27 protein-coding genes are annotated in these 26,960 nt (G+C 43.7%); 26 read left to right on the top strand and 1 reads right to left on the bottom strand.

Features of this window, described 5'->3' with window-relative positions:
- Window positions 1-181: 181 nt before the first annotated feature.
- The 18 genes from SCACP_RS16075 (at window position 182) to SCACP_RS15990 (ending at window position 17,788) form a co-directional block, all read left to right on the top strand.
- Window positions 182-1,384 (top strand): flagellin, encoded by a 1,203-nt coding sequence (locus SCACP_RS16075; RefSeq protein WP_425058499.1) that lies wholly within the window; start codon window positions 182-184, stop codon window positions 1,382-1,384.
- A gap of 215 nt (window positions 1,385-1,599) precedes the next feature.
- Entirely contained in the window at window positions 1,600-3,519 is a 1,920-nt protein-coding gene (locus tag SCACP_RS16070) for a motility associated factor glycosyltransferase family protein (RefSeq protein ID WP_425058498.1), read from the top strand.
- Window positions 3,501-4,061 (top strand): GNAT family N-acetyltransferase, encoded by a 561-nt coding sequence (locus tag SCACP_RS16065; protein WP_425058497.1) that lies wholly within the window; start codon window positions 3,501-3,503, stop codon window positions 4,059-4,061. The genes SCACP_RS16070 and SCACP_RS16065 overlap by 19 nt, the downstream gene beginning before the upstream one ends.
- Window positions 4,062-4,065: 4 nt before the next feature.
- Complete coding sequence (locus tag SCACP_RS16060; RefSeq protein WP_425058496.1) at window positions 4,066-5,079, top strand: Gfo/Idh/MocA family protein; 1,014 nt, start codon at window positions 4,066-4,068, stop codon at window positions 5,077-5,079.
- Window positions 5,076-6,374, top strand: coding sequence for a DegT/DnrJ/EryC1/StrS family aminotransferase (locus SCACP_RS16055; RefSeq protein ID WP_425058495.1), 1,299 nt, complete (start codon window positions 5,076-5,078; stop codon window positions 6,372-6,374). The genes SCACP_RS16060 and SCACP_RS16055 overlap by 4 nt, the downstream gene beginning before the upstream one ends.
- Entirely contained in the window at window positions 6,340-7,356 is a 1,017-nt protein-coding gene (locus SCACP_RS16050; RefSeq protein ID WP_425058494.1) for a hypothetical protein, read from the top strand. Before SCACP_RS16055 ends, SCACP_RS16050 begins: the two co-directional genes overlap by 35 nt.
- Entirely contained in the window at window positions 7,346-8,083 is a 738-nt protein-coding gene (locus SCACP_RS16045) for a cytidylyltransferase domain-containing protein (RefSeq protein WP_425058493.1), read from the top strand. The genes SCACP_RS16050 and SCACP_RS16045 overlap by 11 nt, the downstream gene beginning before the upstream one ends.
- Before the next feature lie 138 nt (window positions 8,084-8,221).
- Window positions 8,222-8,818 (top strand): hypothetical protein, encoded by a 597-nt coding sequence (locus SCACP_RS16040; RefSeq protein ID WP_425058492.1) that lies wholly within the window; start codon window positions 8,222-8,224, stop codon window positions 8,816-8,818.
- Between the two features lie 24 nt (window positions 8,819-8,842).
- Window positions 8,843-9,826 (top strand): UDP-N-acetylglucosamine 4,6-dehydratase (inverting), encoded by a 984-nt coding sequence (gene pseB, locus SCACP_RS16035; protein WP_425058491.1) that lies wholly within the window; start codon window positions 8,843-8,845, stop codon window positions 9,824-9,826.
- A complete protein-coding gene (gene pseC, locus SCACP_RS16030) occupies window positions 9,827-10,990 on the top strand; it encodes a UDP-4-amino-4,6-dideoxy-N-acetyl-beta-L-altrosamine transaminase (RefSeq protein WP_425058490.1) in 1,164 nt (387 codons plus the stop codon).
- Complete coding sequence (locus SCACP_RS16025; protein ID WP_425058489.1) at window positions 10,987-11,715, top strand: cytidylyltransferase domain-containing protein; 729 nt, start codon at window positions 10,987-10,989, stop codon at window positions 11,713-11,715. Before pseC ends, SCACP_RS16025 begins: the two co-directional genes overlap by 4 nt.
- Window positions 11,716-11,741: 26 nt before the next feature.
- On the top strand, window positions 11,742-12,842 hold the full coding sequence (pseG, locus tag SCACP_RS16020) for a UDP-2,4-diacetamido-2,4,6-trideoxy-beta-L-altropyranose hydrolase (RefSeq protein WP_425058488.1): 1,101 nt from the start codon (window positions 11,742-11,744) through the stop codon (window positions 12,840-12,842).
- The gene (gene pseH, locus SCACP_RS16015; RefSeq protein WP_425058487.1) at window positions 12,835-13,392 is read left to right on the top strand and encodes a UDP-4-amino-4,6-dideoxy-N-acetyl-beta-L-altrosamine N-acetyltransferase; all 558 of its coding nucleotides are present in this window, start codon (window positions 12,835-12,837) and stop codon (window positions 13,390-13,392) included. Before pseG ends, pseH begins: the two co-directional genes overlap by 8 nt.
- 2 nt (window positions 13,393-13,394) lie before the next feature.
- Entirely contained in the window at window positions 13,395-14,444 is a 1,050-nt protein-coding gene (pseI, locus tag SCACP_RS16010; RefSeq protein WP_425058486.1) for a pseudaminic acid synthase, read from the top strand.
- A 490-nt stretch (window positions 14,445-14,934) separates the two neighbouring features.
- Complete coding sequence (locus SCACP_RS16005; protein ID WP_425058485.1) at window positions 14,935-15,378, top strand: DUF488 family protein; 444 nt, start codon at window positions 14,935-14,937, stop codon at window positions 15,376-15,378.
- A 52-nt stretch (window positions 15,379-15,430) separates the two neighbouring features.
- The gene (locus SCACP_RS16000; protein WP_425058483.1) at window positions 15,431-16,087 is read left to right on the top strand and encodes a DUF488 family protein; all 657 of its coding nucleotides are present in this window, start codon (window positions 15,431-15,433) and stop codon (window positions 16,085-16,087) included.
- 23 nt (window positions 16,088-16,110) lie between these two features.
- Window positions 16,111-16,806 (top strand): dual OB domain-containing protein, encoded by a 696-nt coding sequence (locus SCACP_RS15995; protein ID WP_425058482.1) that lies wholly within the window; start codon window positions 16,111-16,113, stop codon window positions 16,804-16,806.
- Window positions 16,807-16,954: 148 nt separating this feature from the next.
- A complete protein-coding gene (locus SCACP_RS15990) occupies window positions 16,955-17,788 on the top strand; it encodes an Rpn family recombination-promoting nuclease/putative transposase (protein WP_425058481.1) in 834 nt (277 codons plus the stop codon).
- 476 nt (window positions 17,789-18,264) lie between these two features.
- On the opposite strand, the gene SCACP_RS15985 is transcribed toward SCACP_RS15990, so the two are convergent.
- Window positions 18,265-18,702 carry a hypothetical protein gene (locus SCACP_RS15985; protein WP_425058480.1) on the bottom strand — a complete coding sequence of 146 codons (438 nt, stop codon included), beginning with the start codon at window positions 18,700-18,702 and terminating at the stop codon, window positions 18,265-18,267.
- A 297-nt stretch (window positions 18,703-18,999) separates the two neighbouring features.
- Between SCACP_RS15985 and tnpA the strand changes: the two genes are divergently transcribed.
- The 8 genes from tnpA to SCACP_RS15945 all read left to right on the top strand — a co-directional run bounded on the left by tnpA (window position 19,000) and on the right by SCACP_RS15945 (window position 26,669).
- Window positions 19,000-19,413, top strand: coding sequence for an IS200/IS605 family transposase (gene tnpA / locus SCACP_RS15980; RefSeq protein ID WP_425057661.1), 414 nt, complete (start codon window positions 19,000-19,002; stop codon window positions 19,411-19,413).
- Window positions 19,413-20,501, top strand: a complete 1,089-nt coding sequence (locus tag SCACP_RS15975) for an RNA-guided endonuclease InsQ/TnpB family protein (protein WP_425057662.1) — start codon at window positions 19,413-19,415, stop codon at window positions 20,499-20,501. Before tnpA ends, SCACP_RS15975 begins: the two co-directional genes overlap by 1 nt.
- Window positions 20,502-20,668: 167 nt before the next feature.
- A complete protein-coding gene (locus SCACP_RS15970) occupies window positions 20,669-21,067 on the top strand; it encodes a hypothetical protein (protein ID WP_425058479.1) in 399 nt (132 codons plus the stop codon).
- Between the two features lie 4 nt (window positions 21,068-21,071).
- Window positions 21,072-21,941, top strand: coding sequence for a lysophospholipid acyltransferase family protein (locus tag SCACP_RS15965; protein ID WP_425058478.1), 870 nt, complete (start codon window positions 21,072-21,074; stop codon window positions 21,939-21,941).
- A gap of 217 nt (window positions 21,942-22,158) precedes the next feature.
- A complete protein-coding gene (gene grpE / locus SCACP_RS15960; RefSeq protein WP_425058477.1) occupies window positions 22,159-22,806 on the top strand; it encodes a nucleotide exchange factor GrpE in 648 nt (215 codons plus the stop codon).
- Between the two features lie 2 nt (window positions 22,807-22,808).
- A complete protein-coding gene (locus SCACP_RS15955) occupies window positions 22,809-24,653 on the top strand; it encodes an Hsp70 family protein (protein ID WP_425058476.1) in 1,845 nt (614 codons plus the stop codon).
- Window positions 24,654-26,000 carry a J domain-containing protein gene (locus SCACP_RS15950; RefSeq protein ID WP_425058475.1) on the top strand — a complete coding sequence of 449 codons (1,347 nt, stop codon included), beginning with the start codon at window positions 24,654-24,656 and terminating at the stop codon, window positions 25,998-26,000.
- A gap of 366 nt (window positions 26,001-26,366) precedes the next feature.
- Complete coding sequence (locus SCACP_RS15945) at window positions 26,367-26,669, top strand: zinc-ribbon domain containing protein (protein ID WP_425058474.1); 303 nt, start codon at window positions 26,367-26,369, stop codon at window positions 26,667-26,669.
- Window positions 26,670-26,960 lie beyond the last annotated feature (291 nt).

The raw sequence follows: 26,960 nt of genomic DNA, 5'->3' as shown, positions 1-26,960 counted from the left end.
GAGGTTATATTACTTAAAATCGACAAATTATGGATTTAAGTTATTAGCCTGTTTTCCCGATATTATTATTGAATAATCTAGTGGCTAGCACAACTATACCGGCCGGATAGGAAAGTAGCTGCTGGACAAAAAACAACCGGGCAAGGATGCCTGGTAGGAAAATCAAGGAGGAGTAAAAGGTATGATTATCAACCACAATATGGCGGCTCTCAATACCTATCGCCAGTTGAGTGCCAACAATGCTCAAACCAGCAAATCTTTAGAAAAACTTTCCTCAGGGCTTCGCATCAACCGTGCTGGTGATGATGCTGCAGGTCTGGCAATCAGCGAAAAAATGCGCGGTCAGATTCGTGGTCTTGACCAAGCTGGTCGTAATGCTCAAGATGGTATTTCGCTGATTCAAACAGCAGAAGGTGCACTGAACGAAACTCACAGCATCCTACAGCGCATGCGTGAACTGGCTGTACAAGCGTCCAACGACACCAATACTGCTACTGACAGAACTGCGCTGCAGGACGAAATGAAGCAGTTGACTAGCGAAATTGACCGTATAGCCAAAACTACCGAGTTCAACACCAAGAAACTGTTGAATGGCGATTTGGTGGGCGTAACCGATAAGATAGCGGGTAAAGGCGCTGTCGAATCTACTTTTGCTAATGGTTCGGTTAAATTAAGCACTATTGCCAATGTATCGCTGGCTGGCAAAACTGATGTCATTCATATTAACGTAGTCAGCGGCGCTGCTATTTCAACTGCTTTGTCACAAGGTAAGCTGTCTATTACTACTGTTTTGGGTAATATAGCTGCTAATAAAGTTAAGATTTCTGCAGGCAAGATTGTTATCAGTACTACAAACTTTAGCGCTGGTGCAGCAATGACTCTGACTATTAACGTTACTTCTGGTACAAGCATCAAATCCGGTGATACGATTACCATTTCCGTCCAAGCCGGCGCCAAAGCTAATACTGATTCGTCCAAAGCAGTTCATGCACAGATTGGCGCCAATGCCGGCCAGGAATTGGAAATAGGAATTAGCGCAATGGATTCTACTTCCTTGGGAGTCCGGGCAGCTAATGGTAATGCACTTGATATTTCTACCCAATCTAACGCTTCCGGCGCTATTACGCTTATCAATAACGCTATTGAAAGAGTATCTACCGAACGTTCCAAACTTGGCGCATATCAAAACAGATTGGAACATACTATCAATAACCTCGGAACTTCTTCCGAAAACCTGACTGCTGCCGAGTCCCGCGTCCGTGACGTAGATATGGCCAAGGAAATGATGAACTTCCAGAAAAACAATATCCTTGCTCAAGCTGCTCAAGCCATGCTGGCGCAGGCTAATCAACAGCCGCAAGGCGTTCTCCAATTACTCCGTTAATTCACGAATCGTTACAATGCTCATAAAATGGCTGATCTTAACCGGTCAGCCATTTTATAGTATAAGCGCTAATGATTTTTTCATTTTCCATCTCAAAGGATTTCACTTTTGCCACCATAAGGTGAAGGCTTTTGACATGAAAAATGGCTTAAGCCGGTTTCCGGTTGCGTAAAGTTCTTATGGATAGCTAAAAAATAATAAGAAGGAGTAACATTATGACTGATGATATTTTCCAAAAAAACATTGCATCAATTGCACAATACAATTTTTTTATCTTGAATGAATTACTGGAGACAAATTTTTTACAAATAGGTGATGGTGTTATTGAAGAAAGAACTGGAACCGGAAAAAGTGACATATATTTTCGGCATGATGGCAGGAAATATTTACTGCACAGCCGGTATGACCCAATTGCCGAAGCGAAAAAGGTGATAAGTGATATTGAGGAAGCCAGGGATTGCTTGATTGTGGTATTCGGTATTGGGCTGGGGTATCATTTGTTTGAACTGAAAAACAAAATATCTAAGGATACTAGGGTCATCATTATCGAGCACAACATAGATGTTTTAAAATATTCTTTAACGCATGTTGATTTTTCTCCTATCTTTGAGAGTGGTCAGTTTGTGTTGCTTTTTGGTGACGAACAGCAGGTCGGGAAAATGGCGCTGTATCTTCCTGCACTTAACTTTTATAACTTAGTTCATAATATTCACGTACTAGTCTTACCAAATTATTACGTGTATGCCAGTCAAAACAAGAGTGCTTTACAGCAAATTTCAAAAAGCCTGTTGAATACGGTTATATCCTTTGGCAATGATTTGGAAGATCAGTTTGTGGGATTTGCCAATATGTGCCACAATACCGATGCGGTCATGAAAAGCAGTTCCATTGACGAAATAAAGGGGAAATACCAAAATATCCCGGCTATTATTGTAGCTGCGGGACCGTCTTTGGACAAAAACATTCAGTATTTAAAAAATGCTAATGGCAAAGCCTTGATCATTGCCTGTGATGCCAGTATGAGGGCTTGCGAAAAGCATGGCGTGCAGCCTGACGCCATCGCCAGTATTGAACGGGATGAACCTACTTATACCTATTATTATAAAGGCAGAAAGTTTCCCCAAGACCTGGTATTGCTGGCGCCTGGTTCCATTTGGCCCCAAATATATGATGAATATGATGGCAAGACAATAATTATGTCGCGCAATGATACAGGTTTTGAAAAAATGTGGATGTCGATCTTTGAAAATTTTAAGTTTGTCAGTATGGGGCATTCTTGTGCCACCGTGGCCTTTGCCGTTGCCAGGGAAGCTGGCTGTAATCCTATTATTTTAATAGGTCAGGACTTGGCTTATACCAGCGGGAAAAAACACAGCGATCTGACGCACACGGAGTATGAAGGGGAGAATGATGACCGCGATTCAACAGGCGTCTATCTGGAAGACCATGAGGGTAATTTACTTAAATCCCATATTATTTATAAAATTTTTAAAGAATGGTATGAATTTCAAATTTTAAGTAATAAGAACTTGCAAGTTATCAATGCTACACAGGGCGGCGCTTATATAAAAGGTACAACGCTCATGACACTGCAAGAAGCAATTGAAAGATACTGCCATACACCCATTGATAAGCGCCTGGTAGAATATTTGCCTGAAAGAAATGTTAGCACCGATGATAGACTTGCAAAATATGACTGCCTAATCAAGACTATTAGCCGTGATTTGAATTTATTGAAAAGCATTAAAAAAGCAGTAGTAGTACATTTGAAGATGTTGGTCCGGACGGAAAAAACCGTCTACCAGAACTGCGACGACAGCCAGTTGGAAAAGATTGTGCTAAAACTGCAGCGCGGCGATAAAATCATTCGAAAAATACTCGAAGCGGACTCGATTGCAAGCTACTATAAACAAATTATCATCCAAACCATTATGCAGGTTAAAAAGCTTGGCAATACATTAACTGCAGAAAATGTACGGCAGAATCACTTTTTGCAGCATAATTTGATGTTTATGATCGCAAACAGTACTGACTTAATTATTCGCGAATACAGCAATGCGAAAGAGATACTGGAGAAGAAGAGAGAACAGATAATTGCCGAACAGGAGGGAAAGTCTTGCGTCATCCTTTCTTAGTTTCCGATAGAATCTATTTGCGCAGACTCGAAAAGGAAGATATCGAAGGGAACTACTTTCAATGGCTTAATGACCAAAATGTCACTAAATGGATGCGGCATGGTATTTTTCCTAACAGCTACGAGTCAATGAAAGCTTTTTATGAAAATCAGGCCATAAGCAAAACGGATGTCGTTTTTGCAATTGTATTTAAAGAACAGGACAGACATATTGGCAATATCGGTTTACATTCCATCAACTATGTGTTTCGCTCTGCTGAAATAGGAATTATTATTGGTGAGACTGACTGCTGGGGGAAAGGCTATGCCACTGAAGCGATATCATTACTTTCTCATCATTGTTTTAAAAGGCTGAATTTAAACCGCTTAGCTGCGGGAGCCGTTGATAAAAATATCGGTTCGATACGCGCTTTTGAAAAAGCAGGATTTAGCAGAGAAGGAGTGGCAAGACAAGCTTATTTTTGCGAAGGTCAGTATCATGACTGCGTCAATTTAAGTTTGTTGTATAGTGAATGGCTGGCAGGAAAAAAAGTGGGGGTATAAACTTATGGGTCAATATAAAGCGGCTGTTATTGGTTTAGGGCAGATCGGCTTAACTTATGATTTTGACCCCAAAAGAGAAAGGCCTTCATCACATAGCTTAGCTTATCAGCTTAATCCGTGCTTTGAATTAATTGCTGCGTCAGATAAAAGACGGGAGCAAGGCAAGGCTTTACAGCAAATAGCGCCGAAAGCAACATTTTATCAAAGTATGGATGAGCTTTTGCAAAATCATGCTGTGGATGTGATTAGCATTTGCACCCCTCCTGCGCATCATTTGCCGGCTATTTATTCTATTTTGGAAAAATCAAAGCCTAAAGTGATTTTTTGTGAAAAACCGTTGGTTAGTTCAGTAGATGAGGCAATTGCATTAAAGCAACTGCTTCAAGCTGCGAATTGCCTGCTTGTTCCTAATCTTTCCCGCCGCTGGAACAGCGGGATGCAGCGTGTTAAAACCCATGTTATAAGTGGACGATATGGTGAGTTGCAAAAAGTACATGCCCGCTATACCAGGGGGATTTTTAATACAGGGGCGCACTTGTTTGATTTAATCCACTGGTGGGCTGGACAAATAGACGAGGTTCAGGTTGTTGAAAGAGTGAAAACATCTGCCGATAATGACAGTGACCCTTCATTTACCTTCACATTTCGAATAGGCAAAAACATAGGGGGATTTGCCGAAGCTTTTGATGATGAACAATATTATTTGTTTGAAATGGATCTTTACTTTTCACAAGGCAAGATAGAGATACGCAATAGTGGTGATGATGCTTTTTATTATCAAGTAGGAGAACATCGTCTGTTCTCCGGATTTAAAAGTCTGCATTTAGAACGGCATGAAAGCAGGCTTTTGAAAGAAGCGAACTTGGGTAATGCCGTCAACCATCTGGTTAAGGTACTTGATGGGCTTGAACAGCCCATATGTACAGTGGATGATAGTATTTATCCCTTATATGTGGCAGAGGCTTTACTGCGGTCATACAACAATAATTGCTCCGGAGAAAGGGTGGGAGTATATTGAGCAAATTAGCTTTGCTGGGAGGCGCTCCTGTTCGGGAAAAAGCCATTCCGTGGACTAATACCATGGGAGAAGAGGAAAAAAACGCGGTTGTCGAGGTTATGGATTCTGGTATTCTTTCGGCATTTTTGGGTCGCGCCAGGGAACAATTTTTAGGCGGTCCGAAGGTAAAAGAAATAGAGCTGATGTTCGCTGATAAATTCGGTGCAAAGTATGGTATATCGGTTAACTCAGCGACGACGGCGCTGCATACGGCGGTCGCTGCTTGTGAAATTGGTCCGGGCGATGAAGTGCTGGTTACTCCCTATACAATGTCCGCTACCGCCAGCGCTATTTTGATGAATAATGCCGTACCTGTGTTCGTCGATATTTGCGCGGATACTTATACTTTAAATCCCGGTGAGATCGAAAAATGGCTGACACCAAGGACGAAAGCCGTTATTGTGACCAATTTGTTCGGCTTGCCTGGTAATCTACCGGAGATATTAAAACTTGCCAAGAAGCATGGTTTATATGTAATAGAAGATAATGCGCAGGCTCCTGGCGCCACTATTAACGGAAAACAGGCCGGCACTTTTGGCGACCTGGGAATTTTCAGCCTGAATTACCACAAGGTCATCCACAGCGGTGAAGGCGGTATTATTTTAACAAACAATGAAAAACTGGCTTATCGTTGCCAACTAATTCGCAATCACGGCGAAGTGGCTGCAGACGACCTTAATGATGACGAAACGGTAGTTTTAGGGTCAAATTACCGTATGACTGAACTGCATGCAGCTATTGGCATAGAGCAATTAAAGAAATTGGACGGCTTTTTGACGCTGCGCCGGGCTTTGGCTGACCAACTTACCAAGGGACTACATAATTTTCCAGGGTTAAAAGGTGTTACCGTGCCGGAAGGATATACGCATTCTTATTATGTGTATCCTATTCAGTTTGAAAAAAGTATATGGAGAATAAAGCGTTCAACTTTTGCCGCGGCGATGAAAGCGGAAGGATTTCCGGTCGGCGAGGGATATCAAAAACCGCTTTATTTATTGAAAATGTATCAGCATAAAAAAGTATATAATCAAACGCAATATCCGTTTGCATTTATTGAAAAACCTGTTCAGCATTACCAAAAAGGCATTTGTCCGGTTGTAGAAGAAATGTACGAAGAAAAACTTGTAATTGCGGATGTGTGCCGTGTGCCTTATTGCGAGGAGGATATTAGTGATTTCCTGACAGCGGTTGACAAGGTGTGGCAGGCGAGAGAAGAACTTTATGAATATGAAAAAAATAGTCTTTATCGCTCATGACCCCGGTGGGTATGATGTTATTTTTCCTGTTGTACAAAGATTGCAACAAGAGACAGTATCAATGAATTTTTACTGCTTGGGGCCTGCGGCAGATCTGAATCCCTTGTATGGCGCTTCCGAAACATGTGTACTGCAGACAATACATTCGCTGCTTCAAGAAAAAAAGTTGTCGGGACTGGTTACTGGAACAAGCTGGGGCAATAACCTGGAATTGAAGGCGATAGCTGCTTGCAAGGAAGCACAGATACCCACAGTTTCAATTTTAGATTATTGGTCAAATTATCAGACACGGTTTAAAGACGATTCGGACAGATTTGTTTATCCGGACTACTATATCGTGATGGATGAACTGGCGGCGAAAGAGGCAGTGCAGACGGGTGTGCCATCCGGGATTCTTAAGGTTTTAGGACATCCCGGGTTGGATAAATATGCTGCTTACCTAAAAAATCGATGCTGCTCAGACAGGATAACAAGGAAGGCATTATTTCTTTCCCAGCCGTTATCTAGTTTGTATGGCGGAGAGTTAGGCTATACTGAACAGCAAGCGTTGGACGGTTGTATCCGGGCGCTGCAGGGAAACGGCAACTATTCCTTATATGTTAAATTTCATCCTAAAGATGATATAAATTTTCAAAAGAAGTATTGTAATATTGCCGTGCAAGGCAATTTAACCGATATTATGCCGGAGTATGACCTGATTATCGGCATGAACACAATAGGGTTGCTCTATGCTGTGCTTATGGGGATTCCGGCAATAAGTTATCAGCCTGATTTGCGGCAGGCAGATATGTGTGTTACGAATAAACTTGGCTTAACAAGACTGATCGATTCCTATCAAGATTTAGAATTAATACTGGATATCGGCATTAATGGGCAGGACAGCAAAACTATAAACCTGCCGAAAAACCTGATTTGGTTGGATGGACGTTCAACAGAACGAGTAGCAGGATTTATCAGGGAGGTATTGTTAAATGAAATTTAATGCGATTGTCGCTACACGCATGACATCATCCCGTTTACCAGGGAAGGTGTTAATGGATTTAGCGGGAGAACCTGCTTTGGTACGGTTAATAGAAAGACTAAAAAGATCGAAATATTTAAATGAAATTGTTATTGCCACTACTACGAATAACACTGATGATATAGTGGTGGAAACGGCCAAATCTCAGGAGGTTAAGTATTACCGGGGCAGTGAAGAAGATGTTCTGCTAAGGACCGTGGAAGCAGCCGAAGCGAATGATACCGATTTTATTGTACAGATTACCAGCGACTGTCCGCTTATCGACTGTGAGACGATTGACCGGGTTATCGAACGTATGCTGGAGCATCCTTATATTGATTATGCGGCCAACCAATTGGTCAGGACCTATCCATTAGGTTTTAGTGTAGAAGTTTTCCGGACCAAGGATTTGCGGCAAGTTGAACAGAAAGTTAATGACCCGGCTGTACGTGAACATGTTTCGTTATATTTTTATGAACACCCTGAAAGATATCATCTGTCTAATGTTGAAGCTCCGCATTTTCTGCGCCATCCTGAATACCGTTTAACCCTTGATACTGAGGAAGACTACACTTTAATACGAAATATTTATGAGGCGCTGTATCCTGTAAAACCTGCATTTGATTTATATGATATTACCCGTTATTTGCAGCAGAATCCACAAATGCAATCTATTAACCAGCATATTCAGCAGAAGAAAGCAAGATAGACGGGTGATTAATTTACGTTTTTTTAAAGACAAAAAATTGATTATCGGGCTTAGGACAAGTTCCCTTGTTTAAGTTCCAAATTGCGGAACAGCGCAAAATAAAGAGACTGCTATTATTTTTAATATAGGAGTAGGAGTATGCAAATTAAAATATTGGATAAGGTCTTTGAATGCGATAATCAAGTTACGGCGGTCGAAGGAGTATTTGAACAAATAAACCAAATACTGGCTAATTCGGATCAGCATTTAAGCTGTTTGGAAATCGACGGCGTAAAAGTGTATCATGACTATGACCAATATATAGTTGCCAATTTGGAAGATATTAAAACAATTATTGTTAGAATAAAGACTTTAAAAGAATTAATTGATGATGCCATCATTTCAATGCAAGATTATTTAGTACGTGCTGTTCCGGAAATAGAGGCAACGGTAGATGAATTTTATCAAGGAGCGAGCCAGCATACTTGGAGTAATTTTTCTCAACTTTTGGATGGTTTGCAGTTTATTGTCGATACTTTGAATGTTGTTAGTAAACATCAGGATTGGTATTACAATGCGGAGCAGCTTATTTTGGTGAAGCAGAATTTATTGAGGCAAATTGTTATGCTGCAGGAGGCAATGGAAAGTCAGGACCGGGTTTGGCTCAATGATGTCCTTCTATATGAAATCATTCCTTCGTTTCAGGCATTAAACAAGGAGATCGAGGGCAGTTTTGAAACCGGACAAGTACATTAACATTGAGTTGAGAGTGGTGTAGCTATGTTTAATAATAAGTCTATTCTGATAACAGGCGGTACAGGCTCTTTCGGACGGCAGTTTGTCCGCACATTATTGTCGCGATTTAGTCCCCGAAGGGTTGTCGTTTACTCCCGCGACGAACTTAAACAGTACGAAATGCAACAAGAATTTTTTTACCAATCCCTGCGCTTTTTTATCGGCGACGTACGGGACGGTGAGCGGTTAATCCAGGCCATGCGGGGAGTGGACTATGTTGTCCACGCTGCAGCCTTAAAACAAGTACCGGCAGCAGAATATAACCCTATGGAATGTATCAAGACCAATATCCACGGCGCCGAAAACGTAATCAAGGCTGCCATTGCTAACAAGGTAGAAAAAATAATTGCCCTTTCTACCGACAAAGCCGCTAACCCGATAAACCTGTACGGTGCGACTAAATTATGCTCCGACAAGTTGTTTACCGCCGCCAATAACATTGTCGGCAGTCAGAACACCCGCTTTGCTGTAGTGCGCTACGGCAATGTTGTAGGCTCCCGGGGCTCTGTTGTACCGCTGTTTAAAAAACTGGTTGCTGAGGGGGCCAAAGAACTACCCATTACTGACGTGCGTATGACTCGCTTCTGGATTACTCTGGAACAGGGAGTTGACTTTGTTTTAAAATCTTTCGCCCGGATGCAAGGCGGCGAAATATTTGTTCCCAAGATACCATCGAGCCGCATTGTCGATTTAGCTAAAGCCATTGCGCCTGAGGTACCTCATAAAATTATCGGCATCCGCCCTGGTGAAAAACTGCACGAAGTCATGTGCCCGGCGGATGATTCCCATTTGACCCTTGAATTTGCCGATCATTACGTAATTCAGCCGTCAATTACTTTCCAAACCCATGTAGATTTTACGAAAAACCCCTTAGGGGAAACTGGCATCCCTGTACCCCAAGGCTTTGAATATAATTCCGATACAAATGCGCATTTCTTAACGGTAGAAGAATTAAGGGAGCTGGTATAAATGAAAAATATCCCTTATGCCCGGCAAACGGTGGGCAAGGATGATACTCAGGCCGTTGTGGACATATTGCGCTCTGACTTCTTAACCCAGGGGCCGGCGATCGAGCGGTTTGAAAAAGCCGTGGCTGCTTACTGCGGCGCCAAATATGCCGTTGCCGTAAACAGCGCTACGTCTGCTCTGCACATTGCTTGTCTGGCAGCCGGTCTGGGGCCGGGAGATCTTCTGTGGACATCACCAAATACTTTTGTGGCGTCAGCGAACTGTGCCCTATATTGCGGGGCGGATGTCGACTTTGTAGACATTGACGAACGTACATACAACATGTGCGCACAAAAACTGATGGACAAGCTTCTTAAAGCGACCCGAAAAGGGAAAATACCCAAAGTTATTATACCGGTACATTTTGCCGGCCAGTCTTGCCGAATGGACGAAATAGGCGATTTAGCTCGTAAACACGGCATTACTATTATTGAAGACGCGTCCCATGCCATTGGCGGAAGATACAAGGGCTATCCCATCGGTTCCTGTACTTATTCAGATATGGTAGTTTTCAGTTTCCATCCGGTAAAAATCATAACCACTGGCGAAGGCGGGATGGTACTGACAAACCGCGAGGACTTATACCGGAAACTCCTGCTGCTGCGCAGCCATGGCATCACCCGCGACCCGGCGCGGATGGAATATGAGCCGCCTGGCGGCTGGTATTACGAACAAACGACCTTGGGCTATAACTACCGGATGACTGATATACAGGCTGCCCTGGGACTAAGTCAGTTGGCAAAACTTGACCGGTTTGTCGCGCGCCGGACCGAGATTGCCGCACGGTATAACAGGGAGCTGGCCGGTCTGCCGCTCGTATTGCACTGGCAAGACCCGGACGGCCAGTCGGCCTGGCACTTGTATGTCGTGCGGGTCGATGCTGGCCAAACCGGGAAAAGCCGGCGGGAAGTCTTTGACGCACTGCGGGCGCGGGGGATAGGTGTCAATGTTCACTATATTCCGGTTCATACCCAGCCTTATTACCGGCGGCTTGGTTTCAGGCTGGGAGATTTTCCGGCAGCTGAAAGTTATTACCAGGAAGCGGTTAGTCTGCCAATGTATTATTCTTTGGATGCGAAAGAACAGAAATACGTGATCGACATCCTTAGGCAGGTGCTAGCGTGAAAACAGTGATTATCAGCCAAGCGCGCATGTCTTCAACAAGGTTGCCCGGCAAAGTCCTTAAAGAAGTGTTGGGTAAGCCGCTGTTGGAATATCATATTGAGCGCCTGAAAAGAACTAAAAAAGCGGATGATATAGTAATTGCTACTACTGTGAATGCTGTGGACGAACCGATTGTAGAACTATGCCAACGACTCAATGTTCTTTGCTATCGTGGATCTGAGGATGACGTACTTTCCCGTTACTATTATGCCGCCTGCGAAGCGCGAGCTGATATCGTGGTTAGAGTGACGTCCGACTGCCCGCTGATTGATTCTGAAGTAGTGGATAAAGTTATTGACACATTTATCACATGCGATGGATGCGACTACGTCTCCAATACCCTGGTCAGAACCTACCCGCGGGGGATGGATACTGAGGTATTTTCTTTTGTTGCCCTGGAGCAAGCCTTTAAAGAAGCAACGGCGACGCCGGAGCGGGAACACGTTACACCATATATATACAACCATCCTGAGCTTTTTAAATTAAAAAATGTTGTCTACATAACGGATCAAAGCCGGCACCGTTGTACTGTTGATACAAGCGACGATTTTAGGCTGATAGAAAAAATTCTTTTAGAGCTTTATCCTGATAAGCCGGACTTTACAGTGGAAGATGTTCTAGCTGTATTTGACAGGCATTCTGACTGGTATTATATCAATGCCCATGTTGAACAAAAGAAATTTTGAAAGTATAACCCGCTAAGGTGACATATATGGATATCGTCTTTCGCACCGACTCATCCAGGGAAATAGGAACAGGCCATGTCATGCGCTGCCTGACGCTGGCAAATGCCTTAAAAGAAAAAGGCTGCCGCACGCTCTTTATTTGCCGGGACTTTGCCGGCAATATCGGCGGGCTGGTCCGTGACAAAGGACATGAAGTCGTCTATTTGCCTCAGCGGCAGGACGGGCCAGAGCCGGATGACTCCGTTCCCCATGCCGCCTGGCTGGGGACAAGCTGGCAGCAGGACGCTAAGGACACGGCGGCAGTACTTAAAGCAAAGTTTGATCGACCAGTGGATTGGCTGATTGTTGATCACTATGCCCTTGATGCGCGCTGGGAAAAGTCGCTGCGGCCATATACTAAAAAAATAATGGTCATCGATGATCTGGCTGATCGGACGCATGACTGCGATCTATTGCTTGACCAAAATTTATACGAAAACATGGAAAAGCGCTATGACGGCCTCGTACCACCGGGAGCGGTAAAGCTATTGGGGCCGAAATATGCGCTGCTTCGGCCGGAGTTTTACCGTGCGCGTCAAAGCCTTAGGCAGCGGGACGGCACGGTGCGGCGGATACTGGTCTTTTTCGGGGGCAGTGATCCGACCAATGAAACGCTCAAGGCGTTAAAAGCGATAAAAATGCTTGATCGGCCAGACATTGCCGTGGACGTGGTTGTAGGCAGCTCAAATCCGCACAAAGAAGAAATTGCTGCCTTCTGCCAGGATATGCCGCAAGTGACTTTGCATTGTCAGGTAGATAATATGGCGGTGCTGATGGCTAACGCTGATCTTGCTTTTGGGGCCGGGGGAACGACTACTTGGGAACGGTGCTGTACGGGGCTGCCGGCGGTTTTACTTATCCTGGCCGAAAACCAAGGAAATATAGCCAGAAAACTAGAAAGCATAGGAGCGGCTATTGTTTTAGGAAAAGCCTGTGCAGTAAGGGTAGAAGACCTGCAGGCAACTGTTCAAAAATTACTCAATGATGCCGAATTAGTCCGGAGCATTAGTGTCAAAGCTTTTTCACTGCTGGACAATACAGCTGGCAGCAATTTGGTTTTGGACGTGGTGATGAAAAATTATGCCTAGATATGCAGAATGTCGGCTCCGCCCCATGTTGGAAAATGATCTTGGACAAGTATTTCAATGGCGCAGCTCACAACGTATCCGTGCCGCCATGTTTTCCGACCATGTTATAACCTGGGAAGAACATGTTAAATGGTTTGAAAAAATAGTGACAGGGGATATAAATACGCAAATATTCATATTTGAAGTAAACAAAGTGCCAACAGGGGTGGTGAACTTAAGTAAAATAGATTTACATAACAGGCGGTGTTACTGGGGCTTTTACGTTGGAGATACCAGCGCGCCGCCGGGCAGTGGCAGGGCAATGGGGTTTTTGGCATTGGAGAAAGTCTTTGACAACATGCATTTTAACAAACTGTGCGGTGAAGTTCTCAGCAGCAATGCTATAAGCCAGAAATATCATTTGAAACTGGGGTTCGAGCAAGAAGGATGCCTAAAAAAACATATATTTAAAAATGGCCGGTTTGAAGATGTAATTTGCTACGGACATTTTCAAGAAAAATGGCAGGAAATAAAAAACAGACTATACAAAACCTGTTTCGGTGAGGTATAGACATGGGACTTAACATGGAAAAATTGCCGATTGGTAAACATAATCCCCCCTTCATCATTGCCGAGCTGTCCGGCAACCACAATCAGTCGCTAGAAAGAGCGCTCGCCATTGTCGAGGCGGCGGCCAAAGCCGGCGTGCATGCCCTTAAGCTGCAGACCTATACTGCGGACACCATGACGATTGACATGGCCGAACGTGAGTTTTTCATAAGTGACGACAAAAGTCTGTGGCAAGGAAAATCTTTATATAAACTGTATCAGGAAGCATATACTCCGTGGGAGTGGCACAAGCCCATTTTTGACCGGTGCCGGGAGCTCGGTATTGTCCCTTTCAGTACGCCGTTCGATGCTACGGCAGTGGACTTTTTGGAGAGCCTCGACGTCCCGTGCTACAAAATTGCTTCATTTGAAAATGTGGATTTGCCACTCATCCGCAAAGTGGCGAGTACAGGCAAACCCATAATCATGTCTACTGGCATGGCAACTTTAGCAGAGATTGATGAGGCTGTAAGGACAGCGCGGGAGGCCGGTTGCAAAGACCTGATACTACTTAAATGTACCAGCACCTATCCGGCCAGTCCGGAAGAATCCAATCTTTTGACCATACCTCACATGAGAGAACTATTTGGTTGCGAAGTAGGGTTGTCCGACCATACCTTAGGCATCGGGGCGGCGGTGGCCGCCGTAGCGCTCGGGGCGACAGTAATTGAAAAACACTTAACCTTATCGCGCGCCGAGGGCGGGGTGGATGCGGCCTTTTCTTTAGAGCCTGATGAAATGAAAATACTAGTTGAGGAAACCAAGCGGGCCTGGCAGGCATTGGGCAAGATAAGCTATGGGCCTACGGAGAAAGAAAAAAAGTCACTCGTATTTCGCCGTTCGCTTTATGTGGTGAAAGACATGGTGGCAGGGGAAGAGTTTACGCCGGAAAACCTAAGAGCTATCCGCCCCGGGCTTGGTCTTGCGCCAAAATATTATGATGTATTATTGGACAAAAAAGTTACCCGGGCAGTTAAACGCGGCACGCCGGTTAGTTGGGATATAATCATATAATATTATCTATAAATGAGCAAAATTATTAACATAATTTTACAGATGATAAGTTAGACTTATCCCTATGCAACTTTAAATCTTGATAAAACATCTTCAAGTGGTATGCCATTTTTAGCAGCCGGGAGACATGGTGACGGTTCTTTTGTCTAATAGGGTGACAACGGGGACGTTCCTTTTTTGTCACATTAAAAACGAGGCATTGGGTCTTGCACGGCGAGGCGAAGCCTGCTTTCGGCGGTTAAAGCCGCTTATAGAGTGCCAGTTGTTGTTTTAGGCGTTCAAATTGGTCTTGGCTCGTAATGACCAAATAATTGGCGCCGTTTTTAATATAGGCGGGGAGTGTCCTGCTCAAAGCAAATAGACTCAATTTTAGCTAGGTTTTTCGCCAAATCGGTAACGGGGATGAAAGTTGTCGAAGGCATTGAACATTAAGGCCAAATTGGTATAGAATGAAATTATACAGATGAGTTCAAATTAAAAGGAGATAGTTGTGGCTAACCAAAATTTATATACAATCGGCTTTAGTAAAAAGAGCGCGCGTTGTTTTTTTGAGTTGCTAATCACCAGTAAGGTAGAAAGAATTATCGATATTCGGCTTAACAATACTTCGCAACTTGCCGGATTTACGAAAGTGCCCGACTTCGAATATTTTTTGCAAAAGATTGCGGGAATTGATTATGTTTATTTGCCGGAATTAGCCCCTACAAAAGGTATTTTAGATGACTATAAAAACAAAAAAATAAATTGGTCTGAGTATGAACGGCGTTATCTGCAATTGTTAGCCGAACGGCAACCATTGGACAGGCTGGAGTCTGCGCTTTTTAATAATGGCTGTTTGTTATGTGCAGAAGCTACTGCACAGCATTGCCATCGGCGCTTAGCAGCTGAATATATAACAAAAATAGTCCCTGATTTGTCAACAGTGCATTTATAATATGCAGATATGCAGTGGCGATAATGAAAGATAAAAAAGGAGGTGATCGGCAGTGAACAATAATTTTATTTATACTATCGGACATTCCAATGCTTCGGCTGAGTTCTTTTTAAGACTTTTACAGAAAAGCGGTATTAATTGCGTTGTGGATGTGCGTAGTGTACCATATAGTAAACATACGCCTCAGTTTAATCAAAATGAGCTGAAACGGTTTTTATTTAACCATGATATTTCGTATGTTCCTATGGGAGAAGAGTTTGGCGCTAGACGCGAAGATCTTTCACTTTATACTAATGGATACTTAGATTTTGAAAAAACTGAGCGGTCGGCTCTTTTTCTTAAGGGGATAGACAGAGTCAAGCAAGGGTTAAAGAAAGCCATGATTATTGCCATAATGTGTACGGAAAAAGATCCTTTGGAATGTCATCGTTTTAGCCTTGTCGCAAGGGCATTCCGTAAGCACGGTATGGATGTCAGGCATATTTTACATGATGAAAATGTTGTTTCTCATCAAGAATTGGAAAAAAAATTAGTTATGTTGTATTTCCCGGAAAAGTTTGCCGATGTAAAGCAGATAATACTTGATTTAGGACAAGAAGATTCTAGAGAAGAATTGGGCTATGAGCAATTACTTCACGAGGCCTATAGGAAGAAGAACGCAGAGATAGGCTTTAGATACATGCAAAAGAAGGAGGCAGTGTCTTATTAGCAGTGCTGCGAGGAGTGATTTTGATGGAGAAAACCATGATTATGCTCACAAAATCAAGAAAAATGGGACATTATTGCGTGGCAGGCATTGATATTAGGACAGGAGAATGGATAAGAGTTATTTCGGAAGATATGTCAATCAAACAAGCTATAACAGAAGAACATATGAGGTACTATGATGGCTCGTCAACTAGTGTGCTTGATGTAGTTAAAGTTATTTGTAAAGCGAGGCAACCAAATTATTATCAACCGGAAAATTGGATAATTGACGATAGATATCATTGGAAAAAGATACGACGCTCCACATTGCAAGAGGTTATTAGATTGTGTAAACCATGCAAGGAGCGTTATATTTTTTATAACCATGATAGGGCTGTTGCCAGTGATGATCTGCGCACACAAGCAGTTAATATGGGTTCACTTAAGCTTATTAAACCAGAAAATGTTATTATACATATTCATGTTCTACCATGGAATAATAAGCGGAAAATAGCTGCCAGTTTTAGTTATGATGGTATTAGCTATAGAAATTTTACTATTACTGATCCGGAATATGAAAAAAAGTACATTCAGTTACCATTAGGCAATTATCGGGTAAATGGGCAAATTTATTTTGTAATAAGCTTTGGTGATGAGTATGAACTTGATGGTAAGCACTATAAGCTGATAGCTACTGTATTTTTAGATGACAGCGGGGACGTTCCTTTTTTGTCACAGTGAAAACAAGGTATCAGGCCTTGCACGATTTCAAAATTGGAACGTAATTTTGATTTTAAATTGGCAATGAGAAATTGGTATAAAGCATCTTGCGCTGTATACGGTAGTTTTTCTGTGAATATCTGGTATAATAAAAACAGGAGGGGTAAGAATGGATTGGAATCTAAACCGTATCAATGATTACTTGTTTAAGTGGGTATTTGGCCGCGAGGAAAACAAGGAAATTCTATTGAGTTTTCTAAATTCAGTTCTGTCGCCCGATGGACGGGATGAATTGGCAGACATTACCCTGGCTGAACGTGAACTGGACCCCGAGCATATAACTGATAAATTGTCACGGCTTGATATTCTGGGCAAGGGCAGTGACGGCAGTATAATTAACATAGAAGTGCAAATTGCTAATCAGTTTGATATTGATAAGAGAACGCTGTATTACTGGGCTAGACTGTATCAAGGGCAGCTTCAGAAGGGGCAAAAATATAAAGACCTGTCGCGTACCGTAACCGTCAATGTTTTGAATTTCAATTTCCTGCCCAATATGGATAAGTATCATAGTATGTTTTCTTTGTATGAAGCCCAAACTGGGTATAGACTCAATCGAGATATGGAACTTCACTTTTTGGAACTGTCCAAATGGAAGGCGCTCAGCATTCCGCCCAGGACACGTCTCGACAAATGGCTCATGTACCTTTCCAACGCAAGTCCACAGGAAATGGAGGAGATCGCTATGAGTGAACCTGCAATTCGTAAAGCTCTAACGGCGGAAGAAATTTTCTTAAAGCAGGACAAAGAGCGGTATCTTTATGAAATGAGGGAAAAGGCTCTGCTGGATCATATATCTGCTGTCAGTGGGGCAGAGGAAAAAGGGAAAACGGAAAAAGCCATAGAGATAGCAAGGAAAATGTTTAATCGTGGAATGAGTATAGAAGATATCATGGATATTACTGGACTGTCTGTGGAAGATATTAGAAAAATGGGTCAATAAAAATTTCGTCACTTAACATTCATGCCAAAAGCATTAGGAATTGGAATTTCCAAATGCTTTTGGCCTTCTTTATTTTAGGGGATGACAGCGGGGACGGGAGACATGGTGACGGTTCTTTTGTCTTAAGAAGAAAGGGTCAGGCCTTACTATTTAAACTTTTTAAATAGAGCAACAAAGGGGTCTAGACGGAGAAGGGGTCAGGCCTTGCGTTTTTGCGTTATTTCTCCTATGACTCCCCCAGTTACACCCAAATAAGCCGACGGCCTCAAGTGATTTTACTACTTTTTAACTATAGTTGGACGGGTATAGGATAAACTCTGCGTCATCCAACCTCCGAAGGAACTTTGTTAATAATCACTTCTTTTAATACGACTCGTTGTTCGCTGGTAAACCTTGGCGTGTTTCCCCTTGTTTCTTGTTTTCCCGGCAAAAAAAACCATAGCGCCTACCAGGCTGACCTGATAGGCGCTATCTCATTATCTCGCTCTCTGCAGACGGTATATAGCTTCATCCTGTTCAATAGCTTTCCGTGCCAGGAACATGACATCAGCCTTTATGACATCCTGCTGTTTTTCCATCTGCTCAAGCCTGCCATCAATCTTGGTTACTTTTTCCTCAAGCTGATTAACCTTACCCTCTACCCTGGCCAGAGTGTGGCTTAGCCCATGCACCTGGGCATCCAGTTCCTCCGTCCAGTTTTTCAATGCCTTGGTCATGTCCACGTTTTCCTTAAGTGTAACCTCAACACCATCCAGCCTGTCCTCAATCTTATCCAGCCTGTCCTCAATCTTATCCAGCCTGTCCTCAATCTTATCCAGCCTGGCAAATATCTGTTTTTGCCCCTCGAACAGTTGCTTTTGCCCCTCGAACAACTGCTTTTGACCATCAAGCAACTGCTGTAGAATTTTCTCCATTCCCCCACACTCCTTTTCGCATTATATCGCGTTGTTTTGCTTTATTATATCACAAACCGTCACCACAGTCATATGGGGTCAGGCCTTGCATTATTGCGAATAATATTATAACATGGACATAGCAGTGGGAATGCGGGGTGGCATGATGGCAAGAAAACTCAGGTTACCGAAAGTGCCGTAAAGCCCCTTGCTTCAGCTATGGGGATATAAGGCACAACCTATTGAAAAACTCGATGTTTTTCAATAGGTTTAATTCTTTTGTTTGTATTAGATAGCTAAGTGCGTTATAATACATATATGAACACTAAATTCAAGTCGAACAACAACGTTGTATACTCTTGTAAGTACCATGTAGTCTGGTGTCCCAAGTATCGCAGGAAGGTTTTAGTTGATGATGTAGAACGGCGATTAAAGGAGTTGATTGCAAGTATTTGCGCCGAACGTCAAACAGAAATCATCGAAATAGAAATTATGCCTGACCACGTTCATTTGCTTGTCGAAGTAGACCCGCAATATGGAGTCCATAAACTCATTAAAGAAATTAAAGGTCATACTTCGCGGATACTTCGCAAAGAGTTTAAGCATCTGACAACAAAACTACCTACACTCTGGACAAACAGCTATTTCGTAGCTACTGTAGGCGGTGCGCCACTTTCCGTAATTAAGCAGTATATTGAGAGTCAAAAAACTTCGCAAAGGGGGGTGAAATAGTGCAAATCACCGTCAAAATCAAATTAGAGCCAACTAGAGAACAGAATATCCTTCTTCAAGCAACAACCCAAGAATATATCCGCTTGGTTAACCAAATCGTAGCAGACTTCGTAGAAGCCGATACAACCCTTAAATATACTAGCAAAACCGTTGTTGCAGAGCTTTCTAGTGCAGTAAAAAATCAAGCAATACAAGACGCTAAAAGCGTATTTAAAAAGTATAAAAAGAATGTTCGCACCAATGCCAGATTAAAGCCCGAAGACCAAAAAGAAGTCAGAGTGCCAATTCTTAAAAAACCTGTTGCCATCTGGAACAACCAGAACTATTCTCTGAAAGAAAATGTCCTGTCGTTTCCTGTATTAATTGCCGATAAGTCCAAGCGTATTGAAGTTAAAGTAGTATTGACCGACTACCAACGGGAACGGTTAAACGGCAAACTCGGTAGTCTTCGTATAACGCAAAAATCAGGCAAATACATAGCCCAAATAGCCGTAGAAATGCCCGAACAACAGTCTAAAGGCAACAAAGTTATGGGCGTAGATTTAGGTCTAAAAATCCCTGCCGTAGCCGTTGTAGAAGGCGGTAAGACCAAGTTCGTAGGCAACGGAAGACAAAACAAATTCATCAAAAGAAAACATCATTCCGTGCGCCGTAAGCTCGGTAAGCTAAAGAAACTCAAAGCTATCGAAAAACGCCACAACAAAGAGCAACGTTGGATGAAAGACCAAGACCATAAGATTAGCCGTAAAATAGTCAATTTCGGAAAAGAAAACCAAGTATCCGTTATCCGTCTTGAAAAACTTTCTGGCATACGCCAGACGGCAAGAACAAGCCGTAAAAACGAAAAGAATTTGCATGTCTGGAGTTTTTATCGTTTGGCTCAATATATTGAATACAAAGCAACTCTGGCTGGAATTAAAGTTGAGTATGTTAATCCAAAACATACAAGCCAGAAATGCCCGAAATGTGGAGAACTCAACAAAGCCAACGACAGAAAATACAAGTGCGGTTGCGGATACAAAGCCCATCGGGATAGAGTTGGAGCAATTAATATCATGTCCGCAACTGTGGCAGATGGTGTAGCATAAGCGATAGTCTGCCAGCCCTGGGAGCTAATACGCTCTGCCCAGGGACGGGCTAATGGCATAGCCCTGAACTTGGGGTCATACTCCGATACCAGAAATGGACTTCGGTTTAATCACCTAAGAATCCCCTGCCTTTAGGCATGGGGAGTGTCAACCAGTATATGAGCTTAATGTCAAGTAGAAAAGAAGACAGTATAGACGAGTTAGGAGAAAAGCTGCATATGGCAAAGTGCATGGAAGAACGTGAAAGTGTAACATATGTTGATACTTCGAAATCTTCGATCGATGACCTAATCCAATGTATTTATCTGGCAACCGGTGTGAGCGGCGATGATTTAAAAGGCCCCGGCAGGGCGAGAAATGTTGTGGCAGCCCGAAGATTATTAATTTATGTGGCATTGAATAACAATTTGGCGACAGGTGTAGAGCTGGCAAAGATGTTTGGAGTACATGCTTCGCAAATTACAAGAGGGTTTCAAGATGTAGTTCGCGATGATGTGCTGCTTGCGCAAGCAAGGACATTACAATTGCGTATGAATGAATTCATAACGCAAAAACGCAAGGCCTGACCCCATGCAGTATTTTTTACTTAAGACACTTAGTCGCTTGATTTGTTTGTTGCCATATTCGTTGGTATGCCGCATTGGCCGGGGATTGGGTTTTTTGCATTATTTAATTGCCAAGCGTCAGCGTGAGCGGGGAATTGCGCAGGCCATGAGCGGATTGGGAATTTCCCGCGGGGAGGCGCAAGGTTTGATCCGCCGGTTATTTGGCAATTTAGGACAGACGCTTATGGAAGTGATGTATACTCCGGCGTTGACACCTGATAATATTGGACAATACGTATCTATTGAAGGTTTGGATAATTTGAGAGAAGGCCTGAAATCCGGGCATGGCGTGGTATTTTTGACTGCGCACATGGGTAACTGGGAGTGGATGGGGGCGGCATTGGCGTTTGCCGGTTTTCCGATGACAACCATTGTCAAACCACAGCCCAATGCCCAGTATACCCGCATTTTGAATGAATATCGTAAACTGGTTGGTCTTGAGGTGTTCAACCGTGGTACAAATGAAATTGTTAAGGCCGCCCGGGCGTTAAAAAACGGCAAAGTATTGGGATTTCTCGCTGACCAGGATGGCGGCGCCGATGGCGTATTCGTGGATTTTCTGGGAAAAAAGGCGTCCACACCGGCAGGTCCTGCTATTTTTGCCAAAAAATTTGAGGCTGTTATCGTCCCTGGATATACCTATCACCGTCCCGGGGGAGGTCACCATGTCGTTATTGAATCTCCGCTGGTTTATGAACGTTGTGAAGATCCGGGCCAGGAGCTTTATCAAAATACGGCCCGGATGACAAAAATTATTGAAAATGCCATTAAAGCGCATCCTGAAGATTGGTTGTGGTTTATGAAACGCTGGAACACAAAGTATAAAGGCGATTGAAAAAAACAATAGAAGGAAAAGGAAAGCGGAGGTCTGACCGAAAGGGAACTAGGGGCGGGCCTTCGATGGACACTTTGCAAACACCAAAATCATTGGAAAAATGAAATTTCTAATGACTTTGGTGTTTTTTTTTAGAAAATAGGTGGCTATATTCTATGATACCTTGATATAATTGAATATAGTGTAAATAGGATTTTTTGTAAAAGGAAGGCGAATAATGAGTTGGTTGTTTTGGAAAAAAGACAGGCATCGCGAGTTTGAGCATGCTGTTGGTCTATTAGCTTCGCAACAACAGGAAATTAAAGACGCGATTAATGAAATAAGTAAGCGAACTGCAGAGAATTTGCAGCAACAGGACGAATTTAGCGGTCAGTTGGCCAAATTGACGCGGCTGCAATATAAATCAGGCCAGGAAGTGCAAGCAAAACTGGAGCAATTGGCCCAAGGTTTGAAAGCGGTACGGCAATGGCAGGCGGAATATGATGCCAAAACTGACAGTTTCATTACTGTAAGCAGGCAGCGCGAATATTTGCTTGATGTGTTATTATGCCAGTTGGATGAAATCGATATGGCCTGTGCCGGCCTTAACGATAAAGAAAATAATGCCTGGCAGCCGCTTTTGCATCAGTGGGCGCAAAGAATTGTAGCGGCGTTGGCTGAGCTGGGCATATATGAAGTGGATATTATAGGAAAGACGTTTGACCCTCAGGTGGCCATAGGTGTGGGTGTCATGCCCAGAGCGCCGGGAACTGCGGCAAATATTCCTTATGAAGTGGCAGAAGTAGTTAAACGCGGTTTTGTGGACAGTGAAGGAAGATTGTTGCGTAAGGCACAGGTTATTACATATCAGGAGGTAACAGGATAACTATGGCTCAAATAGCACGGCCCATTGTGGGTATTGATCTGGGGACTACTAATTCGGCAGTAGCCGTTATGGTTAACGGCAAACCGGAAATTATTCCTTCACCGGCGGGACAGCGTATTATTCCTTCGGTAGTAATGATTGACATAAATGGTAAAGTGCTTGTCGGTGATGTGGCGCGCGCTTCACAAGTGGCCATGCCTGACAGGGTAGTTGCGGCCGTTAAACGGAAAATGGGGTCTGATGAACCGGTTTGCATGGCTGGACAACAGTTTTTGCCGCAGGAAGTTTCGGCTATGATTTTAAAAGAATTGAAACGTTATGTTGATGCCGAGCTTGGCGAAGGGGAAAAAGAGGCGGTTATTACCGTTCCGGCATATTTTACTGATGAACAGCGCCGGGCAACCAAGCAAGCCGGGGAATTGGCCGGATTTATCGTGGAACGGATTATTAATGAGCCTACCGCCGCGGCTTTGGCGTTTGGCTTGCAGCAGTTGGAGGAAGACCAGCATATTTTGGTGTATGATCTGGGTGGCGGTACCTTTGATGTTTCTGTTGTGGAAATGATGAACGGTATTTTGGAGGTAAAGGCATCGGCCGGCAATAATCATTTGGGCGGCGAAGATTTTGACTGGCGGTTGGTGGACTGGTTGGCCGGGAAGATCAAGAAAAGCCATGGGGTTGATCCATTACAGGATATTCGCGCCAAAAGCCTGCTAAAAGAACAGGCTGAAAAAATTAAGATCGAATTGTCGGCGGCAGAAAAAACGGCGATTCATCTGCCGCTGGTTACAATGAAGCATGACCGGCCGGTAGGTCTGTCAACTGAAATAACCAGGCAGGAATTTGTGGCGTTAATTGATGATTTGTTGGCTGAAACTATGAAATGTGTGCGGCAGGTGCTGACTGACGCACAGGTGGACCCCGCAGAGATTCGTGAAATTTTGCTGGTAGGCGGGTCAACCCGCATTCCGCGTGTGCGGGAATTAATTGTTGAGTTTTTTAACCGGGAGCCGTGCTGTGATGTCAATCCGGATGAAGCGGTGGCTTTGGGCGCCGCTGTGCAGGCGGGCTTAAAATCAGGCGTATTGTCAGACAGCGGACTGATTATCACCGATGTTGCCCCTTTTTCCCTGGGAATCAGTGTGTTGGGCGACCATCACGGGTTTACCCGCAGCGGTGTTTTCCATGTGATTATTCCCCGTAATACCACCATTCCGGTGACGCGTACCGACAGGTTTTATACTGCCGTACCGGGACAGACCGCAGCTGAAATTGAAATTTATCAGGGTGAGCATGCTCTTGTCAAATATAATCACTGTCTTGGCAAATTTAGGCTGGAGGGTATCCCGGCAAACTGGTCGGAAGTGGAGCCGATCGATGTGACCTATAGCTATAATTTGAATGGCATTTTGGAAGTTACCGCCAAATGTGTAGCAAATAAAAAAGAAGAGACTTTGACTGTACATGACGCATTAGAACGGGATTCGCAGCAAAAGTTTGCGCAAAGTGTGGACAAGCTTCAGGCTCTTTACCAAAATGCTCCTGACGAAGATGAAGACGACTTGGAAAATGACTTTTTTGCGTCTGAATTTGAGGATGACGATGGAGTTTGCGATGAAGGCGGAGAGGATAGTTCGCCGGAAGAACTGCGCCGGGAATTGACTGCATTACAGGACCGTATAGCGGAAATTCTGCAAAACAGTGATGATTTGCGGCAGCGGAAATTAAATAAGTTGAGGCAAAAATTAGAACAGGCTATGCTGCTTGAAGATACTATGGAAATGCAAAAAATGATTGATGAAGTGACCGACTTTTTGATTGAGTTGGAAATGCAGGAGGAAGAGTAAATGCTTGAGCAGGAAAGCCTTTTTGCTGAACAATGTCCTAAAGGCGGCGATGAGACTTGTGCAAAGAAAACCAGCGGTAAAAAGAGAGCCGCGTCCGGTACAAAGCCGGCGTTCAAACGGCGCAGGAAGGCAAAGCGTGAGGTGGAGGATTATTATGCTTTGCTTGGAATCAGTGAGGATGCCGCGTTAGACGGCATTAAACGCGGTTATCTCGAAAAAGTCAGGCAGTATCCGCCGGAAAGCCATCCTGAAGAGTTTCAGAAAATCCGCAAGGCCTATGATACCTTGCGTGACCCGGAATTGCGCAAAGAATACAACATACTGCGGCAATACGGCGAGTCGATTGAAGATTTGCTGCAGGAGGCAACCGGCGGCAATATCACCAGTCAGGCCGTAAAGCTGCTGGAGCGGGCGGTAGCCATTGATCCGCAGCATATTAAGGCCCGGCTGGCGCTGGCTTATGCATATATCTGGCGTGGCAAAGAACTGCATTTTGCCGCCCAGTTTTCTGAACTCAAAAAGATTGTCGGCCCTGATAAATGGTTGATAATGTGGAGAGACAAAATCAAAATGCTGCTTAATGTCCTGCGGGCAGATGAGGCGTTTGCTGAGCTGCAGAAATTTAAAGAGGCTAATCCTAACGCGGTCAGGAAGTTTTGGGATTTGTACCTGGATGTTTATTCAGCTGTTGAGCGTGAAGATCAGCTAATCCATGAAGTTGAGGAGCAAATTCGCGCCATTGAGGCGCCGTCTGCTGCCGATATTGAATTGTATGCTGCCTGGATTAATTTTGCCGAAGCTCTTGACGACCGGGGAAAGTGTGCGAAAGCGCAAACAGCAGCCCGAAAGTTTATCAAGAATTTCCGGAACCCGGAAGATATATCCGTCATAGTAGGCATCTTAATGGAAGAATATCACCGGTGCCGTAAAGATGTGGACTTTACCGGAGCTAAAATATTTGTCGATTTAGCGCTTGCTATTGATAAGAACAATAAGGAACTGCAGCAATATTCGCTCCAGATGCAGACGGTAATGCTTTTGATGAGTGAAATTGACCGGGCTTGCGGTGACAGAAAAATATTTCCGCCGGTATTAATTGATATCTTACGCTGGCTTGCCGAAGAATTTGAGGCAATGGAAGATATGCTTGATGAAATGACGTACATGTTTCCCATGGGTTTTTTGGAAGAACTGCAAGGTATGGCAGAAGAATATGCCGCCGGTATTATCTATCTGAAAAAAAAGTATCCGACCATTTACCGCTATTACCAACAGCGCTGGGAGGGGCTGTTTAAAGAAAAAACCGCCGGTTTAAACAGGGAAACACGGCGCGGGCTGAGATTGTAATTTCAGCTATTCCCTGTTTGTCAATATCAGCCAATTTTTGAAACATCAGAAAAATATGTGCTTGCTTTTTTAGGGCGGCAAATCTATAATTTAATTTAAGAACCAATTTGCTTAGGTCTGTGGTTGAAAGTCGATGCCAGTCGCAGGCGAAACGATCCACGTAAGGAGCTCAAAGCGGCTCTGAGCATGGTGCGGCTTAGATGTAAGTCCTGCCGGTCCGGACGAATATACATAATTTGATCGAGAGAAGCAGTAGTGAGGAGATTGATTTCTTAGTAGCGAGCCTTCCAGCAGGCGAGTGTGGGGTCAAAGACCAGGTCGGCTAAGCAGTGGTTTTTAAATTCATAAGGTGAGGGGATTTCGTTAATGGCTTTTCAGGACAAAACTCTTAAGTGCAAGGACTGTGGAAAAGAATTTATTTTCACAGCAGGGGAGCAGGAGTTTTACGCAGAAAAAGGTTTTGAAAATGAGCCTGCCCGTTGTCGTGAATGTCGTGGCAACAGAAGACGCAGTCGTGACGGCGGTGAAGGTCAGACAACTCAACGGGAAATGCATGAAGCAGTATGTGCCGAGTGCGGCGTAACTACTCAGGTTCCGTTTAAACCTCGCAATGATCGTCCTATTTATTGCCGTGACTGCTTTATCGCCAAAAAAGAGCAAGAACAATAAGCATAGATTACGCTGGATAACGCCCGGAACTTGTTTTCGGGCTTTTTATATTTGGAAAGTACCGGGAGTAGAGATTGCCGCGCTGCGCTCGCAATGACCGGGAGGAATACCGTTCCTTTATCGTCATTGCGAACGCTAGTGAAGCAATCTCCTTTTTCATGCTTGGCAGTGCTGATTAAGCAGCTTGTGCGTCTCACAAGAGCAGGCCGGTCGATTGTAGACAAATTTAATGAAAGTATAGTATATGCGGACATGAAAGATGCTATTCATGTATACATGTTAAACTACTTG

This window comes from Sporomusaceae bacterium ACPt, assembly GCA_041428575.1.
GTDB lineage: Bacteria > Bacillota > Negativicutes > Sporomusales > Sporomusaceae > Sporomusa_D > Sporomusa_D carbonis.
Note: the sequence above shows the minus strand (reverse complement) of the source record. Positions and strands in the feature narration are given on the sequence as shown.

Bases quoted from the DNA above. Each gene is read 5' to 3' on its own strand.
- SCACP_RS16075 (WP_425058499.1), top strand. From the start codon at position 182: ATGATTATCAACCACAATATGGCGGCTCTCAATACCTATCGCCAGTTG.
- SCACP_RS16070 (WP_425058498.1), top strand. From the start codon at position 1,600: ATGACTGATGATATTTTCCAAAAAAACATTGCATCAATTGCACAATAC.
- SCACP_RS16060 (WP_425058496.1), top strand. From the start codon at position 4,066: ATGGGTCAATATAAAGCGGCTGTTATTGGTTTAGGGCAGATCGGCTTA.
- SCACP_RS16050 (WP_425058494.1), top strand. From the start codon at position 6,340: ATGAATATGAAAAAAATAGTCTTTATCGCTCATGACCCCGGTGGGTAT.
- SCACP_RS16045 (WP_425058493.1), top strand. From the start codon at position 7,346: ATGAAATTTAATGCGATTGTCGCTACACGCATGACATCATCCCGTTTA.
- SCACP_RS16040 (WP_425058492.1), top strand. From the start codon at position 8,222: ATGCAAATTAAAATATTGGATAAGGTCTTTGAATGCGATAATCAAGTT.
- pseB (WP_425058491.1), top strand. From the start codon at position 8,843: ATGTTTAATAATAAGTCTATTCTGATAACAGGCGGTACAGGCTCTTTC.
- pseC (WP_425058490.1), top strand. From the start codon at position 9,827: ATGAAAAATATCCCTTATGCCCGGCAAACGGTGGGCAAGGATGATACT.
- pseG (WP_425058488.1), top strand. From the start codon at position 11,742: ATGGATATCGTCTTTCGCACCGACTCATCCAGGGAAATAGGAACAGGC.
- pseH (WP_425058487.1), top strand. From the start codon at position 12,835: ATGCCTAGATATGCAGAATGTCGGCTCCGCCCCATGTTGGAAAATGAT.
- pseI (WP_425058486.1), top strand. From the start codon at position 13,395: ATGGGACTTAACATGGAAAAATTGCCGATTGGTAAACATAATCCCCCC.
- SCACP_RS15995 (WP_425058482.1), top strand. From the start codon at position 16,111: ATGGAGAAAACCATGATTATGCTCACAAAATCAAGAAAAATGGGACAT.
- SCACP_RS15990 (WP_425058481.1), top strand. From the start codon at position 16,955: ATGGATTGGAATCTAAACCGTATCAATGATTACTTGTTTAAGTGGGTA.
- SCACP_RS15985 (WP_425058480.1), bottom strand. From the start codon at position 18,702: ATGGAGAAAATTCTACAGCAGTTGCTTGATGGTCAAAAGCAGTTGTTC.
- tnpA (WP_425057661.1), top strand. From the start codon at position 19,000: ATGAACACTAAATTCAAGTCGAACAACAACGTTGTATACTCTTGTAAG.
- SCACP_RS15970 (WP_425058479.1), top strand. From the start codon at position 20,669: ATGTCAAGTAGAAAAGAAGACAGTATAGACGAGTTAGGAGAAAAGCTG.
- SCACP_RS15965 (WP_425058478.1), top strand. From the start codon at position 21,072: ATGCAGTATTTTTTACTTAAGACACTTAGTCGCTTGATTTGTTTGTTG.
- grpE (WP_425058477.1), top strand. From the start codon at position 22,159: ATGAGTTGGTTGTTTTGGAAAAAAGACAGGCATCGCGAGTTTGAGCAT.
- SCACP_RS15955 (WP_425058476.1), top strand. From the start codon at position 22,809: ATGGCTCAAATAGCACGGCCCATTGTGGGTATTGATCTGGGGACTACT.
- SCACP_RS15950 (WP_425058475.1), top strand. From the start codon at position 24,654: ATGCTTGAGCAGGAAAGCCTTTTTGCTGAACAATGTCCTAAAGGCGGC.
- SCACP_RS15945 (WP_425058474.1), top strand. From the start codon at position 26,367: ATGGCTTTTCAGGACAAAACTCTTAAGTGCAAGGACTGTGGAAAAGAA.